Annotated in this window: 16 protein-coding genes; 3 read left to right on the top strand and 13 right to left on the bottom strand. The window is 64.4% G+C overall.

Annotated features, from left to right (window positions below; genetic code table 11):
- Positions 1–23 precede the first annotated feature (23 nt).
- Positions 24–638 carry an FKBP-type peptidyl-prolyl cis-trans isomerase gene (locus tag LQ953_RS00550; protein WP_231028511.1) on the top strand — a complete coding sequence of 205 codons (615 nt, stop codon included), beginning with the start codon at positions 24–26 and terminating at the stop codon, positions 636–638.
- A 55-nt stretch (positions 639–693) separates the two neighbouring features.
- Here LQ953_RS00550 and LQ953_RS00545 read toward each other — a convergent pair whose 3' ends face one another.
- A complete protein-coding gene (locus tag LQ953_RS00545) occupies positions 694–1470 on the bottom strand; it encodes a metallophosphoesterase family protein (protein ID WP_231029213.1) in 777 nt (258 codons plus the stop codon).
- A 118-nt stretch (positions 1471–1588) separates the two neighbouring features.
- Positions 1589–1813: a hypothetical protein gene (locus LQ953_RS00540; RefSeq protein WP_231028510.1), complete on the bottom strand. Its 225-nt coding sequence runs from the start codon at positions 1811–1813 to the stop codon at positions 1589–1591.
- Positions 1814–2222: 409 nt separating this feature from the next.
- Here LQ953_RS00540 and LQ953_RS00535 point away from each other — a divergent pair, with 409 nt between their 5' ends.
- Positions 2223–3167: a M48 family metallopeptidase gene (locus tag LQ953_RS00535; RefSeq protein WP_231028509.1), complete on the top strand. Its 945-nt coding sequence runs from the start codon at positions 2223–2225 to the stop codon at positions 3165–3167.
- Positions 3168–3174: 7 nt separating this feature from the next.
- On the opposite strand, the gene wecC is transcribed toward LQ953_RS00535, so the two are convergent.
- Genes wecC through LQ953_RS00520 form a run of 3 tightly spaced genes read right to left on the bottom strand, consistent with a single transcriptional unit; the run spans position 3175 to position 6620 of the window.
- Positions 3175–4470 carry a UDP-N-acetyl-D-mannosamine dehydrogenase gene (gene wecC, locus LQ953_RS00530; RefSeq protein ID WP_231028508.1) on the bottom strand — a complete coding sequence of 432 codons (1296 nt, stop codon included), beginning with the start codon at positions 4468–4470 and terminating at the stop codon, positions 3175–3177.
- Entirely contained in the window at positions 4454–5584 is a 1131-nt protein-coding gene (gene wecB, locus LQ953_RS00525; protein WP_231028507.1) for a non-hydrolyzing UDP-N-acetylglucosamine 2-epimerase, read from the bottom strand. Before wecB ends, wecC begins: the two co-directional genes overlap by 17 nt.
- 43 nt (positions 5585–5627) lie before the next feature.
- Entirely contained in the window at positions 5628–6620 is a 993-nt protein-coding gene (locus tag LQ953_RS00520) for a UDP-glucuronic acid decarboxylase family protein (protein WP_231028506.1), read from the bottom strand.
- Positions 6621–6782: 162 nt separating this feature from the next.
- On the opposite strand from LQ953_RS00520, the gene galU reads away from it, so the two are divergent.
- Positions 6783–7649, top strand: coding sequence for a UTP--glucose-1-phosphate uridylyltransferase GalU (galU, locus tag LQ953_RS00515; RefSeq protein ID WP_231029212.1), 867 nt, complete (start codon positions 6783–6785; stop codon positions 7647–7649).
- Between the two features lie 34 nt (positions 7650–7683).
- Here galU and LQ953_RS00510 read toward each other — a convergent pair whose 3' ends face one another.
- Genes LQ953_RS00510 through LQ953_RS00475 form a run of 8 tightly spaced genes read right to left on the bottom strand, consistent with a single transcriptional unit; the run spans position 7684 to position 14758 of the window.
- Positions 7684–9030: a nucleotide sugar dehydrogenase gene (locus LQ953_RS00510; RefSeq protein ID WP_231028505.1), complete on the bottom strand. Its 1347-nt coding sequence runs from the start codon at positions 9028–9030 to the stop codon at positions 7684–7686.
- A 55-nt stretch (positions 9031–9085) separates the two neighbouring features.
- Complete coding sequence (locus LQ953_RS00505; RefSeq protein ID WP_231028504.1) at positions 9086–10096, bottom strand: NAD-dependent epimerase/dehydratase family protein; 1011 nt, start codon at positions 10094–10096, stop codon at positions 9086–9088.
- A gap of 40 nt (positions 10097–10136) precedes the next feature.
- A complete protein-coding gene (locus tag LQ953_RS00500; protein WP_231028503.1) occupies positions 10137–10892 on the bottom strand; it encodes a HesA/MoeB/ThiF family protein in 756 nt (251 codons plus the stop codon).
- Positions 10889–11254: a hypothetical protein gene (locus LQ953_RS00495; protein ID WP_231028502.1), complete on the bottom strand. Its 366-nt coding sequence runs from the start codon at positions 11252–11254 to the stop codon at positions 10889–10891. The genes LQ953_RS00500 and LQ953_RS00495 overlap by 4 nt, the downstream gene beginning before the upstream one ends.
- A complete protein-coding gene (gene dut / locus LQ953_RS00490; RefSeq protein WP_231028501.1) occupies positions 11251–11697 on the bottom strand; it encodes a dUTP diphosphatase in 447 nt (148 codons plus the stop codon). Before dut ends, LQ953_RS00495 begins: the two co-directional genes overlap by 4 nt.
- A 1-nt stretch (position 11698) precedes the next feature.
- Complete coding sequence (locus LQ953_RS00485) at positions 11699–12460, bottom strand: hypothetical protein (RefSeq protein WP_231028500.1); 762 nt, start codon at positions 12458–12460, stop codon at positions 11699–11701.
- On the bottom strand, positions 12450–13619 hold the full coding sequence (gene coaBC, locus LQ953_RS00480) for a bifunctional phosphopantothenoylcysteine decarboxylase/phosphopantothenate--cysteine ligase CoaBC (RefSeq protein ID WP_231028499.1): 1170 nt from the start codon (positions 13617–13619) through the stop codon (positions 12450–12452). The genes LQ953_RS00485 and coaBC overlap by 11 nt, the downstream gene beginning before the upstream one ends.
- Complete coding sequence (locus tag LQ953_RS00475) at positions 13616–14758, bottom strand: hypothetical protein (RefSeq protein WP_231028498.1); 1143 nt, start codon at positions 14756–14758, stop codon at positions 13616–13618. The genes coaBC and LQ953_RS00475 overlap by 4 nt, the downstream gene beginning before the upstream one ends.
- Positions 14759–15003 lie beyond the last annotated feature (245 nt).

The raw sequence follows: 15003 nt of genomic DNA, 5'->3' as shown, positions 1-15003 counted from the left end.
ACGCCGTGTTGAGGAAATGACTCATGTCGGTGACCGCCGTTCCGCTCCAGCCCGTCAAGCGTGCTTACAAGGTTTGGCTGTGGATCGGCGTGCTCGCCGCCGTGTTGCTGGCAGCCGGCCTTGCCTGGGTCGGTACCCGGGAGCAGGTGGTTGCCAGGGGCAGCAATGAGCAGTTCCTCGCCTGGAACAAGAACCAGGCTGGCGTTCGCACCACTGCATCGGGTCTTCAGTATCAGGTGCTGAAGGCAGGTACCGGCCCTACGCCGGCGGACCAGGACGGCGTGTCGCTGACCATCCGTGGCAATCTGCGCGACGGCAGCGAGTTCCAGCCGAGCGCACCAATGCGCTTCCAGGTCGGGCAGCCTATGATCCCCGGTTTCACCGAGGGTGTGAAGCTGATGCGCAAGGGCTCGCATTATCGCTTCTGGTTGCCGCCCAGCCTTGGTTATGGCGCCGAAGCCGGTGCGCAGGGCCCTGGCAGCGAACTGGCGGACAAGGTGCTGATCTTCGACGTTCAGATGAGCGATCTGGTGCCGGCCGCTGTGATCCAGCAGATGATGATGCAGCAGATGATGCAGCAGCAGCAGCAGGGCGCGCCTGGCGCAGCTCCCGGTGCTGGAGCACCGGCAGGCCAATAAGACGTAGGTTACTTCAGAATGGCTTGGAGAGCCGCCGCTGCGAAGCGGCGGCTCTTCATTTTTGTACCGCGCTCAAGACCCAGCGCTGGCTGCCTTCAAATCCCATCGCGGTAAGCTTGCCGGAGCGATAGGCACCGGTGTCGAGGGCAATACGGTTTGGGAGTTCTTCGACATCCGGCACGATGGTGTGACCATGCACGATCACTTTTTCAAAAGGCGCTGTGACGTCCAGGAAACCTTCGCGAATCCAGCGTAGGTCCTTTGGCCGCTGCGCGGCAAGCGGCTCGGTCGAGCGGATGCCGGCGTGCACAAAGGCGTAATCACCCAGCACGATGATATCGTCAAAGGAGGTGATGAACGCCCGGTGTTCAACCGGAACGCGCGCTTGGAACTCCGTCAGCAGTTCGGGATAGTCGAGCGCGCCATAGCGCTCCTCCGAGATGCCATAGCTCAGGATCGTCTCGCGCCCGCCAATTTTGGTGAAGAAGCGCAGCGCCTTTTCATCGCCCGCTGCGGCCGCCAGGAAGACCTCCTCATGGTTGCCGAGCAAAAAGCGGGTACGCTCAGGCGCGCGCCGCTGCTTCAGGCCTAGGAGATAGCTTACGACCTGCGCCGACTCCGGCCCCCGGTCTACCAGGTCTCCCAGGAACAGGATCGTCGAGTCCATCGGCGCGCGTGCCGCATCGTCTTCCTCGATGGTACGGATCAACTGCTGAAGCAGGTCGAGCCGACCGTGGATATCGCCGATTGCGTAAAGGCGCTCGCCTGCAGGAAGGGAGGCTTGTGGCGCCTTTGTCGACGAAAGGCGTCGGGAGAATAGTTTTTTAAGCATCTGTAACAAGGACCGCGATCTGTCGATGCGTCATGACCATCTATATGGTGCGCAAGGTGCTTAAACGAAAAGTGGCGGCCGTTAGGCCGCCACTCATAAACTCGATGTGTCCGAGCGCTTAGTTGCTGTCGGAGTCGTCGTCGCCGTTGTCAGCTACGACAACCGCACCTGCAACAATCGCCACGGTGGCGATCACGCCGATGATGGCTGCGGAAGCAACGTTGCTTTCCTTCTCGCCCGCGGTCGAAGCGCGCGACAGCGAAAGCTTGGCAGCCGGAGCGGCCATGACGGGTGCTGCTGCCAGCGTAGCGACGGCAGCTGCCGTGAGAAGCTTAGTAAACATGATTCTACTCCCTCTTAGAGCTCCGGTGCTCTCGTTCGAGCCGCCTATGACATAGGCCTTCTCAAACAACAACACCTCTGTTTCCCAAGCCAACCAAGAATTAGCCTGCCGTGACTTAGGCGCAACACTGGTCCAGGCGCACAGAACGCAAGTTCAGGAACGAAGACCAGCATCACAGGCGTTATGCCTATAACGCAGTGCAGCATTAGCGCCAAGAGGCTTAACGGAAGATGTCTGATTTAGGCGGTGCTTGGTTGTCTCTGCAGGTCCGCTTTACTCGTAGCGGAAGCGGCGATGGGCGTAGTACAGCCGGCCAATGCTACCCTTGATCCTATTCGCGCCACTGCCCCTTCCCCTTGCTCCGCCTGGAAAGGCTGAGGTCGCGGTGCCTGTGGTCGCTCCACAGCAGATGGCGGACGCATTGGAGGCGGCGCGACAGGCCGACATGCAGCTGGCGAGGATCGGCTGGCGGCTGGCGCTCAGCAATGTCGCGCTGTGTGACAGGCGCGAAGCTGGACTGGGTCTGCAGCTTCATACGCTCGACCAATTCGAGGGCGGCGTTCGCGCGGCCGCGAAGACCCATTTCAAATTCGCGAGCGACGTAGCGGTTGAAGGGGTGGTTCCCGGGAGCCCTGCGGATCGTGCGGGGCTGCGGGAAGATGATTCGTTGGTCCGCGTCGGCACTGTGACGTTCGCTGGTTTGAACGGTGCGCCTGGCACTACCGATCGGCTGGTGGCGTCACAGCTTGCGGTTGGGGCCTTGCCGCAGGATGGACCGATTGAAGTTGAAGCGATTCGCGATGGCAAGCCTCTCCGCTTCACGGTGTACCCCGTGCCGATCTGCAAGTCTCGCTTCGAGCTTCGCCTGGCCAGCGACTTTCGCGCCTCCGCCGATGGCAGTATGGTGCAGATCAGCTCAGCGTTCTTCGATGCCTATCCTGAACAGAACGTCGCAGCGGCAATCGCGCATGAATTGTCCCACAACATCTTGCGTCATCGCGATCGGCTCGATGCGAGGGGCGTTGATTTTGGACTGCTTTCCGGCTTCGGCGGCAACGTGAAGTATTTCCGTCAAACGGAGATCCAGGCCGATCTACTTTCAGCCTATCTGCTTGCCAATGCTGGTTACGACCTCAAGGTGTCGATCGCGTTTTGGAAGGCATTCGGCCCGAGCAAGGCGGGGGGTATCTTCCGCACGCGATCGCACCCGCATTGGCGGGACCGAGTCGCGACACTAGAGGCGGAGATCGGGAAGATCGCGGCGCGTGGCGAACGGCCGATAGTGCCCGCGATGTTGGCCGAGCGCGAGCGCCCACTTGATGGTAATTGGCAGGCGCTGCTGATCCGGAACTAGGCTGGGCTCAGCTGGCGAGCCGCAACGGCTCGCGGGCGGTGGGGCGGGGTTGATCCTGCCAGATGCCGCGTGTGTCATAGACCTGCTTGTCGGCGCGTTCGTCGACCGGGATTGAGCGAAACACATCATGGTCGACCAGCACGATCAGGATGTCGCAGACCTCCAGCGCCGAATCGATGTCGATCAACTGTGCGCCGCTCGTTTGCAGCTTTGCCGGCAGTTCGCGCGCATAGGGCTCCACGATCGCGACTCGTTCGGCGTAGCGACCGGCCAATGCGCTTGCGACCTTCAGGGCTGGGCTTTCGCGGAAGTCGTCGATGTTCGCCTTGAATGCCAATCCCAGGCAAGCGACTCGCGCGCGTGGATCGGCGTCGACCAGCGCACAGGCATGATCGACGACATGCTCGATCTTGCCGTCATTCACTTCGCGCGCGGTGCGGATCAGCGGTGTCTTGTCGGGTGCCGCACTGACGAGGAACCATGGGTCCACCGCGATGCAGTGGCCGCCGACGCCAGGCCCTGGTGACAGGATGTTCACACGGGGGTGACGGTTGGCGAGGCGGATGACTTCCCAGACATCCACGCCCATCTTCTCGGCCACCAGCGAAAGCTCGTTGGCAAAGGCGATATTGACATCGCGAAACGCGTTTTCGCTGAGCTTCGTCATTTCGGCTGCCTTGGCCGATGTGGTCACGCAGGCGCCACGCACGAAGCGGCGATAGAATTGCAGCGCTTTCCGCGCGCACCGCGGTGTCATGCCGCCGATCACCCGATCATTGTCGATCAGTTCGACGAGGATCCTGCCGGGCAGGACGCGTTCTGGGCAATACGCCACGGCAACGTCGGCGGCACCGGTGCAATGCCCTGGGATCTTCAGGTCGGGTCGAAGCTGCGCCAGGAGTTGCGCGACCTTCTCGGTCGTGCCGACAGGGGAGGTGGACTCCAGGATGACCACGTCGCCGGCTTTGAGCACGATAGCCACGTTGGTCGCGGCTTTCAGCACATGGCCAATATCCGGGGCGTGATTATCGCCAAAGGGCGTGGGCACGGCGATCACGAACACGTCTGCCGGCACGATCTCGAGCGAAGCGCGCAGGTTTCCGCGTGCGACGACACCCGAGACGAGGCCATCCAGATCGATCTCTTCGATATGGACTTTGCCGGAATTCACGGTTTCGACGACGTGCGCATGGACATCGACGCCGACCACCTTGGCCCCGGTGCGGGCAATCACCGCCGCCGTCGGCAGGCCGATATAGCCGAGTCCGAGGACGCAGACGTTTAGTTCAGAGTCCGAAATCATGTGCGACGATCCCCGCAATCCGCCTGGCAGCATGGCCCTCCCCAAACGGATTGTGGGCGCGGGCCATGGCCGAATAGCGTTCAGGTACGTCGAGGAGGGTTGAGATTTCGGAAATGATCCGGTCGGGATCGGTGCCGACCAGCCTGGCGGTGCCGGCGGCGATGCCCTCGGGCCGCTCGGTGGTTTCCCGCATCACCAGCACCGGCTTGCCCAAGGCAGGTGCTTCCTCCTGCACGCCGCCGGAGTCGGACAGCACAAGGTGCGCCATGTCCAGCGCGCGGATAAAATGCGGATAATCGAGCGGATCGATGCGCGCGATGTTCGGCCTGTCCCCGAGTACCTGGTCCATGACCGAGACGACATTGGGGTTCGGGTGGATCGGGAATAGGATGGCGACATCCTCCCGTTCGGCCACGCGGCGCAGCGCTCGAGCGATGCCGGCCATGCCGCCGCCGAAATTCTCCCGCCGGTGCGTGGTCACCAGGATGATCCGCTTGCCGGCGAATCGTGCAAAGATGGGGTCGAGACCCGAAGCCAGCGACGCATCTCCCTCGATCCGCGCGCGCGTGAGGTGAAGCGCGTCGATGACGGTGTTGCCGGTCACATGCACTGTGGCAGGGGCAATATTCTCGCGCAGCAACGCGTCGGCCGCTGTCTGGGTGGGGGCGAAGTGCTGGTCGGCAATCGGCGCCACGATGCGGCGATTCACTTCCTCGGGCCAGGGCTGGAAGATGTCGCCGGAGCGAAGCCCGGCCTCGACATGGCTCACCGGGATCTTGCGGTAATAAGCAGCAAGCGCGCCGACCATCGCGGTGGAGGTGTCACCCTGAACCAGGACGCGGTCGGGCTTCTCGCGATCGAGGACCCCGCCCAGGCCGATCAATAGCCGGGCGGTCAATTGGTCGAGCGACTGCCCCGGCGTCATGATGTCGAGGTCGATATCGGGCGTCAGCCCGGCGATCGCCAGCACCTGGTCCAGCAGCCCCCGGTGCTGCGCGGTGACACAGGTACGCACCTCCATGCCGCCATGTGCCTGGAGCGCGCGAACGACGGGGAAGAGCTTGATTGCTTCGGGCCGGGTGCCGAAGACGAGAAGAACCCTGGGTGCAGCCATGGACCCCGTCCTAAACGATCAAGCTTAAGACGGGGTAAGGCGATCAGCTGGCCATGCGCATATTGCGTGCGAAGTTCAGCGAGCGAGTCTGCAGCGTGCCGTCGAAATACTCGATGGTGCGAGTCAGCCCTTCGCGCAGCTGTACCTTCGGCTCCCAGCCGAGCAGCTGCTTCGCCTGGTCGATGATCGGCTTGCGCTGCTTGGGGTCGTCCGCGGGAAGCGGCTTGTGGATGATCTCGACGCTCGATCCGACCAGCTCGCGCACCAGCTCGGCCAGCTCCAGCATGGTGAACTCGCCCGGATTGCCGAGATTCACGGGCCCGATCATATCGGCGGGCGTGTCCATCATCGCGATGATGCCGTCGACCAGATCGTCGACATAGCAGAAGGAGCGGGTCTGGCTGCCATCGCCATAGATGGTGATTGGCTCGCCGGTCAGTGCCTGGACGATGAAGTTGGACACCACGCGGCCGTCGCCGGGATGCATGCGCGGACCATAAGTGTTGAAGATCCGGATGACCTTGGTCTGGAGCTTGTGCTGGCGGTTATAGTCGAAGAACAGGGTCTCGGCGCAGCGCTTGCCCTCGTCATAGCAGGAGCGCGGGCCGATCGGATTCACATTGCCCCAATAGCTTTCCGGCTGCGGATGCACCGCGGGATCGCCATAGACTTCGCTGGTGGAGGCCTGAAGGATCGGCGCCTTCACGCGCTTGGCGAGGCCTAGCATGTTGATCGCGCCCATGACGCTGGTCTTGGTCGTCTGCACCGGATCTGCCTGGTAATGCACGGGCGAGGCGGGGCAGGCGAGATTGAAGATGCGGTCGACCTCCACATAGAGCGGGAAGTTCACGTCGTGGCGCAGCAGCTCGAATTTCGGTGAGCCGAGCAGATGCTCGATATTCTCGCGGCGGCCCGTGTAGAAATTATCCACGCACAGCACCTCGCAGCCTCGCATCAGCAAGCGGCTGCACAGGTGTGAACCGATAAAGCCGGCACCACCGGTCACCAGAATGCGATTAGGCTCCGTCAGGCTCATGCCCATCCCCCTTTTTTGTCGATGTGTTGGAGCCGTAACGTTCCACATGCGTATTAGCTCCACCGGCTTCTATATTCCTGATGAAGCTGATGCCCCGGTTGACGGTTGGATCCTCTTTGGGGAAGGCGTCGATCTGCCCGCGGGCGACCCAGAGTGGAGACGTTGATGATCAAGCCGTTGCGCAAGGCCGTGTTCCCCGTAGGCGGCCTCGGCACCCGGTTCCTTCCTGCGACCAAGGCGATGCCCAAGGAGATGCTGCCGGTCGTGGATCGCCCGCTGATCCAATATGCCGTCGAAGAGGCGATGGAGGCGGGCATCGAGCAGATGATCTTCGTCACCGGCCGCGGCAAGCATGCGATCGAGGATCACTTCGATATCGCCTTCGAGCTTGAGGCGACGATGAACGAGCGCGGCAAGTCGCTCGAGGTGCTCGACGCGACGCGGCTGAAGCCGGGCGCGATCGCCTATGTCCGTCAGCAGGAGCCGATGGGTCTTGGCCACGCCGTGTGGTGCGCGCGCGACATTGTCGGTGACGAGCCCTTTGCCGTGCTGCTGGCCGACGACTTCATGCTGGGGAAGCCCGGCTGCCTGAAGCAGATGGTCGAGGCCTATAACAAGGTGGGCGGCAATCTGCTCTGCGCTGAAGTGGTGCCGGACGACCAGACGCACCGCTATGGCATCATCACCCCAGGTGCCCAGGACGGCGCGCTCACTCAGGTGAACGGGCTGGTGGAAAAGCCCAAGCCTGGCACGGCCCCGTCCAACCTGTCGGTGATCGGTCGCTACATCCTTCAGCCCGAAGTGATGCGCGTGCTGGAAGGGCAGGAGATCGGCGCCGGCGGCGAGATCCAGCTGACCGACGCCATGGCGCGCATGATCGGCAACCAGCCGTTCCACGGCGTCACGTTCCAGGGCACGCGGTACGACTGCGGCGACAAGGCCGGGTTCATCCAGGCTAACATCGCCGTCGCGCTGGAGCGGGAAGAGCTTGCGCCGGCCATCCGGTCGTTCATCGATACGATGCGCTGAAAGGAGCGCGCGTAGCACGCCCCCTGCGGCGGCGTTACGCGCGCACCACTCTTTCGCTGTATGCGCCAGCGCGGGCGCAGGCATTGCGGGTGTCGATGACCAGCGCAGCCGAGGTGACAAGCTCGGTATAGTCGACGCTGTCATGGTCCGTAGCGATCAGCACGGCATCATAGCCGGCGATCGCATCGGCATCCCAAGCGACGCCCAAGCGATAGTTCAGGGTCGGGTGCTCACGGGTGCCGTTGATCTGGGCAACGTGCGGATCGAAGAAGTCGGCCTGCGCGCCGCGTGCCTCGATCATCTCCATCAGGCGAAGCGCTGGGCTTTCGCGGATGTCGTCCACGTTCTTCTTGTAAGCGACGCCGAGCACCAGCACGCGCGCGCCGCGCAAACCGCGGCCAAACCGCGCGTCCAGCGTGTCGGCCAGCACCCGGATCACATGGGCGGGCATGTCGGCGTTGATCTGCCCGGCGAGCTCAATGAACCGCGTATGCTGGTTATACTCGCGCGCCTTCCAAGTGAGATAGAACGGGTCGATGGGAATGCAGTGCCCTCCAAGGCCGGGGCCGGGATAGAAGGGCATGAACCCGAAAGGCTTCGACTTTGCCGCTTCGATCACTTCCCACACATCGATGTTCATCGCGGTGAAGATCAGCTTGAGCTCATTCACCAAGGCGATGTTGACTGCGCGGAACACGTTCTCGGTGATCTTCACGGCCTCTGCCGTTGCAGCGGAGGACACGGCAATCGTCTGAGGAACGACGTGGCGGTACATCGCCAACGCCAAATGCGTCGATTGCGGATCGTCCGCCCCCACTACCTTGGGGATCTGCGTCGTCGAGAAGTTCGGATTTCCGGGGTCCTCCCGCTCCGGGGAGTAGGCGAGGAAGAAGTCGGCGCCCGCCTTGAGGCCGCCGGCTTCCAGGATCGGCTGCATCACTTCGCGCGTGGTGCCGGGATATGTCGTGGACTCAAGGATGATCAACTGGCCTCGGCGCAGCGTCTTTGCGATGGCTGCGGTCGTCGCCTCGACATATCTGAGGTCGGGCTCAAGGTGGCGCGTGATCGGCGTGGGTACGCAGATCAGGATCACATCGGCTTCCGACAGCCGTTCAAGATCCGCCGTCGCATCCAGCTTTCCGCGTTCTGCCAAGAGACGCACGCGGTCGCCATCGACATGGTTGATATAGCTGCGGCCAGCATTCAACGCATCGACCTTGGCCTCGTCCAAGTCGAACGCGAGAACGGGACAGCCCGCCTCGCCAAAGGCGACGGCCAGGGGAAGGCCGACATAGCCCATGCCTACAATGCCGATCTTCGCCGACGCGGTTTCGATGCGGGCCTGGAGCTTCAGCCCGTGGGCCGGCAGTTCGATGCTCATTCAAAGTCCTCAGTGTGAATAGCAGCGCAACGGCGCTCATCACATGAGGAGGGTTTCAAGATTGATAATGATCCAGATACCATTTCACGAACGCCGGCACACCGACACTGGGAGGCGTTGCCGGAGCGGCACCGGTGAGTTGCTTCAGCAGGGCCGGTGAGGCTTCGGTGGCCGGGACGTCTCCCTGCTGCATCGGTAGGAAGTTCTTGATCGCTGTCTTGCCCAACGCACGTTCCAGTTCGCCGATATAGTCCATCAACTGGGTCGCGGTGCCGGCGCCGATATTTACCGTGCGGAATGGCGCTACCGGTGACAGGCTGTCTCCCGCAACCGGGCTGCTGCCCGGAACTGCTGCCACCAGAGCGATGATGGCATCTGCCAGATCCTCCACGTAAGTGAAGTCGCGGACCATGGCGCCGTTGTTGTAAACGTCGATCGGTTCGCCGGCGAGGATCGCGCGGGTGAACTTGAACAGCGCCATGTCCGGGCGCCCCCACGGCCCATAGACTGTGAAGAAGCGGAAAAAGGTCATCGGCGTGCCGAACAGGTGGCTGTAGCTGTGGCCGATCAGCTCCGTTGCGCCCTTGGTCGCGGCATACAGGCTAAGCGGCGTCTGCGTCCGCTGCGTTTCCTCGAACGGCATCTGCGTATTCGCGCCATAGACTGAGCTTGTGGAGGCCGCGAGGAAGTGACGCACCGGATTGTCGCGCGCCAGTTCGAGCAGGTTGAAGGTGCCGATTACGTTCGCGCCGATATACCCGCGCGGCTCTTCGATCGAATAGCGGACGCCTGCTTGCGCAGCGAGGTGGATGACGACGTCCGGCTGGAACGTGGTCCAAGCTCGCTCCAGCGCCGCCTGATCCTCGATCGAAATGCGCGCGAGCGAGAACCCGGGTTTGTCCGCCAGAATCGCGGTGCGCCGCTCCTTCAGCGATACGTCATAATAGGCACTGAAATTGTCGATCCCCAGCACCGTAGCACCGCGGTCGAGCAGGCGGGAACAGGTATGAAAACCGATAAAGCCGGCCGAGCCGGTCACCAGAACGCGCGGAGCATGGTCAGTCATGCCTGAACTCGTGGCCGAAGGGTTATGCCAAGTCTAGCGCTCAGTGGGCGCCGCAGGAGGGGCAGCCGGGGTCCTTGGGCAGACTCAGGGTGCGGAACCGCAGGGCGAGCGCGTCGACGAGCAGGAGCTTGCCCGCGCTGTCTTCACCGAACGGATAGCAGGCGCGGATCGCTTCCAGGGCGCCCAGGCTGCCCATCACGCCGGTCAGTGCGCCGAGTACGCCTTGTTCGGCGCAGCTGGTTTCGGCGCGTTCCGGATCGGCGCCCACGAAGCAGCGGTAGCAGGGCTTGTCGCTTTCCCACCCTCGGAACACGCCGAGTTGCCCCTCGAACTCAGCCACTGCCGCGGAGATTAGAGGCACCCGATTGGCCAGAGCTGCGTCGGCTATGGCCAGGCGGGTCGCAAAATTGTCGGAGCCGTCGAGTACCGCATGTGCCGAGACAAGCAGGTCGGCGGCTTGCTCGGCGTCGATACGTTGGTGAATGGTGCGGACCTGAACCGCGAGGTTCAGCCGGGCGACCGCGCTTGCGGCGGCGTTCACCTTGGCGGTGCCAATATCCTGCGTCCCGAAGATCGTCTGCCGCTGGAGGTTGGAGAGATCGACCTGGTCATCGTCCACGAGCGTCAGCGTGCCGATCCCCGCTGCTGCGAGATACTGGATTGCCGGTGAGCCGATGCCACCCGCGCCGATCACGACGACGTGCGAACCGCGCAACTTAGCCTGCCCCGCGCCGCCGATTTCCCGGAGCACGATGTGGCGCGCATAGCGCTCCAGCTCCGTGTCGGTGAGCGTCACGCCGGCCAAGTGAAGGTGACTGCGGTGCGGTACCACTGCTCGCCGGTGCCCGTACGCGGCAGCAGATTGTTGAGGGCGAAGCCGGCGATCAGGGCTGCGGCATATTGTTCGACCGTGGGGCAGCCGATCGCGCGTGGAACGGTGGTCCGGATGCCGCCCCGCTGGTCGACCAGCACCGCGACTTCCACGGTGATCGCGCTTGCCTGCGGACGCGGACATTTGCGGCTGACTGCTTCACGCTGAACGAAGCTGCTCATGTCTGGCGTGATTTGCGGCGCGGCGCGGTAGGGCAGCGCGGGAAGCGTGTCCCATTGCAACGTCACGGCCTGCGCCGCGGCAAGAACGAGCAAGGCGAGGATCATGTGCCGGTCGACCCGAAGCCGCCGCTGCCGCGCGCGGTCTCGTCCATTGCGGCGACTTCGACAAGGTCGGCGCGCTGTACCCGAGCGGGGACCAATTGTGCGATGCGGTCACCACGCGCGATCGCGAAGTCGCGGTCGCCGAGGTTGGCGAGGATTACCTTCACTTCGCCGCGATAGTCGCTGTCGATCGTGCCGGGCGTGTTCAGGCACGTGATGCCGTGCTTCAGCGCCAAGCCGGAGCGGGGGCGGACCTGAACCTCGTACCCTTGCGGTATGGCCATGGCGAAGCCGGTCGCGACGGCGTGGCGGCTGCCCGCGGCAAGCACCAGATCCTCGGCCGACACGATATCCATACCCGCGGCGCCCGCCGTGGCATAGGCGGGGAGCGGCAGAGCCTCGCCATGCGGCAGGCGCTGAAGAGCAATGCGGATCGGGGTGAGCATGTCAGCCTTTCCTGGGCAGGGCCGCGGCAAGCCGCTGCGTTGCTGCAAGCACTTCGGGATCGTCCAGCAACTCGTGCCCGCGGCCAGGAAGAATGCGATAGTCGGTGGCGACGCCGCGCAGCGTCAGTGCCTCGGCATAAGCACGCGAGAAGGCGACGGGCGTGATCTTATCATCGGCGCCCACCAGCACCGCAGCGCGCAGGCTAGGTTGGATGCCGCCGGCGGTCTTGAGCGGATCCAGGCTGGCGGTGGTCGCGGGGGAGGCCTGCATCTGCTGGCGCCATTCGCTGAGCGTGCAGGGGCAGCCGACCAGCACCATGCCGCTGATCAGCGAGGGCCGCACGCCGGCCAGGTTGGCGGCAACGGCAGCGCCGCCTGCATCGCCGACAACGATCGTCTGCGCACGCGGGTAACGGGCGTGCAGCGCCTGGATGGCATCGCCTACCGCTGCAATGCGGTCGGGGGTGTAATTGTCGCCTGCCGCGCCAGAGTCGCCGGGGGACCTGCGGCCCGTTTCGTCGGCATAGCCGGGGCGCAGGATCGCGATGGCGGCGGCGTCGGGGATCGCGCCGGCAGCAGCCTTGGCGAAGCCGTAATGGTTGGGCGCTGCGTCGCCGTGCAGTACGACAATCAGGGTGCGGACGTCGGCGCCGCGCTTGGGGCCGAACGTCTCGGCATGCAGCCTAGCGCTCGGGCGCGGGTCGTGCTGTGAGGTAGCGCAGCCGGCCAGGAGGAGCGGAAGCAGGGCGAGGCTAAAGCGCATGGGCGATCCGCTCTGCCAGCTTATGCGCGACCTGGTCCTTGGGCATCCGTTCCCAATCCTCGACGCCGTCGGCGGTGACGAGGTGCACCATGTTATCGCTGCCGCCCATCACATCGCCCGAGACGTCGTTGGCGACGATCCAGTCTGCGCCCTTGCGCAGGCGCTTGGCAGTGGCGTGCTCGATCACCCGTTCCGTCTCGGCAGCGAAGCCGACCACCAGCTTGGGGCGGCGCGGGCTGGCGGAGAGGAGGGCGAGGATGTCGGGGTTTTCGGACAGATGGAGCGTGGGCGCGGTCTCGCCTTTCTTGAGCTTCTGCTCCGCGGTTTCGGCGCGCCAGTCGCCGACGGCGGCGACCATGACGGCGGCGTCGGCGGGGAGAGCGGTGGCAACCGCGTTGGCCATTTCCTGCGCGGTTTCGATGTCGATGCGGGTTACGCCGGGAGGGGTGGGCAGGGTCACTGGACCGCTGACCAGAGTTACGCGGGCGCCGAGATTGGCGAGGGCTGCGGCGATGGCGAAGCCTTGTTTGCCAGAGGAGCGATTGGCGATGTAGCGGACCGGGTCGATGGGCTCATGGGTGGGGCCGGCGGTGACGAGGATGTGGCGGTTGGCCAGTATCTTGTCGACGCGGAAATGGTTGTGCAGATGATCGAGGATCGCGGCCGGTTCGGGAAGGCGGCCGGGGCCGTATTCGCCGCAAGCCATTGATCCTTCGTCAGGATTAAGGACCGTTACGCCATCGGAACGAAGCTGCGTCACGTTGCGCTGCGTGGCCGGGTGCAGCCACATGCGCACGTTCATCGCCGGCGCCGCGACCACGGGTTTGTCGGTGGCGAGCAGCAGCGTGGTGGCGAGATCGTCGGCGATGCCTGCCGTCATCTTGGCCAGCAGATCGGCGGTGGCGGGGGCGACCACGATCACATCCGCCTCTCGGCTGAGCTGGATATGGCCCATCTCGGTTTCGTCCTTCAGATCCCACAAGGTGGTATAGACCTGGTTTTCGGACAGCGCCGCGAGCGTCATGGGCGTGACGAAATGCTGCGCACCGTCGGTCAGCACGCACTTCACCGAAATGCCCGCCTTTCGGCACAGGCGCACGAACTCGCACGCCTTGTAGGCAGCGATGCCGCCGCCGACGATCAGCAGGATACGCTTCATCGCGTCACCCTTGTCACCGTTATGCGGCGTTTGTCGAGCGCCCGCGTAACGAGATCGCGCACCCCATCGGGTACGAACACCAGCCCGACGAGAAACACCGGCGCCACCATCAGCGCCCAGTAGAAATTGTCCGCCCGCGCGAACAGCGCGATCACTGCGCCATAGCCGAGCAGCGTCAGCAGCACGCGGAGGGCCAGCGGATCGTCCCAGCTGGCCCAGCCGAACAGCGCAAAGCCGACCAGCAGGGCGCCCATCCACAGCGGCAGCAATTGCAGCACGGTGGAAAGGCTGACGGCCTTTACATAGAAGCCGATGCCGAGCAGCCCGCTCCAGCCCTGCGACGTCGGGTCGAGCGGGCCGGTTGCGCCGGTGACGGCATAGGCATGGGCGGCAAGCGCGACGGCGAACAGCAGCAAGGCGGCGACCCAGCCGCGCGCTTCGGTACGCGCGCCTTCACGCCAGGCGAGCACGGCCATGATGACGGCATAGAGCGCGGCGGTCTCGCGGATCAGCATGGCGGCCAGCGCTAGTGCTGCGGGTTCCACCCAGCGGCCCGGACGTCGGAGCGCGAGCGACAGCGCGACCAGCAGCCCGGCCCAGATCTCGTGGAAAGGCCAGAGCGTCGCCTGGAGAAAGGCGAGCATCGATCCCAGCAGCAACATGCCGGCCACCACGCGCGGCAGCAGTCCGGGAAGCGCCTGACCGAGGCGCAGCGCCCAAGCGGTGGCGGTGACCACGGCGAGCAGCATCAGCAGCAGCGGTGGCGCCCAATTGGGAAGGGCGGCCTGGACGGTGGCAAGCGCGGGCATGCGCACGGTGATGAAGGGGCGCAGCGGGTAGCGCCCGGCGCGCAACGCGTCGGTGGCAACGGTGTAATAATCGCCGGCGCCGTTGCGGATTCCGGTGACGATCTTTTGGTACAGGATCAGGTCGGAATCCTGCGGCATGGTCGCGGCGCTGGTGGTGGCGGCGTCGGTCCGCGCGGTTGGCATTAGCGAGGGCGGCTGCTCGGCGAACAGCGCCGACAGCGACGCGAGCAGCAGCAGCACGAGCAGGACGAGGCCGAGCCGCGCCCGGCGACGGTCGAGCGCCGCGAAGCGAGACGGATGGGCGAGCCATCGAGGTGCGGTGCGAGCCATGCGGGCTTGGGCCTACACGGGATGCCGAACGGGTGTCGAGAGTGGGGGTGTGGTTGGATGCTAGGGAAGTGATGCCCCCTTCGTCATCCCGGTCTTGAGCCGGGATGCCGCTTCTTCTTCTGGGGGGCAAGGCAGCGGGACCCCGGCTCAAGGCCGGGGTGACGTGAAAGGGGGGGAGCCGACGGACGGGCTCCTAGTTCCCCGGCGGAGGCCGGGGCCTAGTTGCCGTGGTGCCGAGATGGCGG

This window comes from Sphingomonas sp. IC-56, from assembly GCF_021043375.1.
In the GTDB taxonomy this organism is placed as follows: domain Bacteria; phylum Pseudomonadota; class Alphaproteobacteria; order Sphingomonadales; family Sphingomonadaceae; genus Sphingomonas.
The sequence above is the reverse complement of the archived record's forward strand: the minus strand, read 5'-3'. Positions and strand labels throughout refer to the sequence as shown.

What these genes read in the sequence shown, in the direction of transcription:
- wecC (WP_231028508.1), bottom strand. Translation starts at nt 4,470, where the DNA reads ATGATTTCGGACTCTGAACTAAACGTCTGCGTCCTCGGACTCGGCTAT.
- LQ953_RS00485 (WP_231028500.1), bottom strand. Translation starts at nt 12,460, where the DNA reads ATGCGCTTTAGCCTCGCCCTGCTTCCGCTCCTCCTGGCCGGCTGCGCT.
- LQ953_RS00475 (WP_231028498.1), bottom strand. Translation starts at nt 14,758, where the DNA reads ATGGCTCGCACCGCACCTCGATGGCTCGCCCATCCGTCTCGCTTCGCG.
- LQ953_RS00495 (WP_231028502.1), bottom strand. Translation starts at nt 11,254, where the DNA reads ATGATCCTCGCCTTGCTCGTTCTTGCCGCGGCGCAGGCCGTGACGTTG.
- LQ953_RS00550 (WP_231028511.1), top strand. Translation starts at nt 24, where the DNA reads ATGTCGGTGACCGCCGTTCCGCTCCAGCCCGTCAAGCGTGCTTACAAG.
- LQ953_RS00545 (WP_231029213.1), bottom strand. Translation starts at nt 1,470, where the DNA reads ATGCTTAAAAAACTATTCTCCCGACGCCTTTCGTCGACAAAGGCGCCA.
- coaBC (WP_231028499.1), bottom strand. Translation starts at nt 13,619, where the DNA reads ATGAAGCGTATCCTGCTGATCGTCGGCGGCGGCATCGCTGCCTACAAG.
- LQ953_RS00505 (WP_231028504.1), bottom strand. Translation starts at nt 10,096, where the DNA reads ATGACTGACCATGCTCCGCGCGTTCTGGTGACCGGCTCGGCCGGCTTT.
- LQ953_RS00510 (WP_231028505.1), bottom strand. Translation starts at nt 9,030, where the DNA reads ATGAGCATCGAACTGCCGGCCCACGGGCTGAAGCTCCAGGCCCGCATC.
- LQ953_RS00540 (WP_231028510.1), bottom strand. Translation starts at nt 1,813, where the DNA reads ATGTTTACTAAGCTTCTCACGGCAGCTGCCGTCGCTACGCTGGCAGCA.
- dut (WP_231028501.1), bottom strand. Translation starts at nt 11,697, where the DNA reads ATGCTCACCCCGATCCGCATTGCTCTTCAGCGCCTGCCGCATGGCGAG.
- wecB (WP_231028507.1), bottom strand. Translation starts at nt 5,584, where the DNA reads ATGGCTGCACCCAGGGTTCTTCTCGTCTTCGGCACCCGGCCCGAAGCA.
- LQ953_RS00520 (WP_231028506.1), bottom strand. Translation starts at nt 6,620, where the DNA reads ATGAGCCTGACGGAGCCTAATCGCATTCTGGTGACCGGTGGTGCCGGC.
- LQ953_RS00535 (WP_231028509.1), top strand. Translation starts at nt 2,223, where the DNA reads ATGGCGGACGCATTGGAGGCGGCGCGACAGGCCGACATGCAGCTGGCG.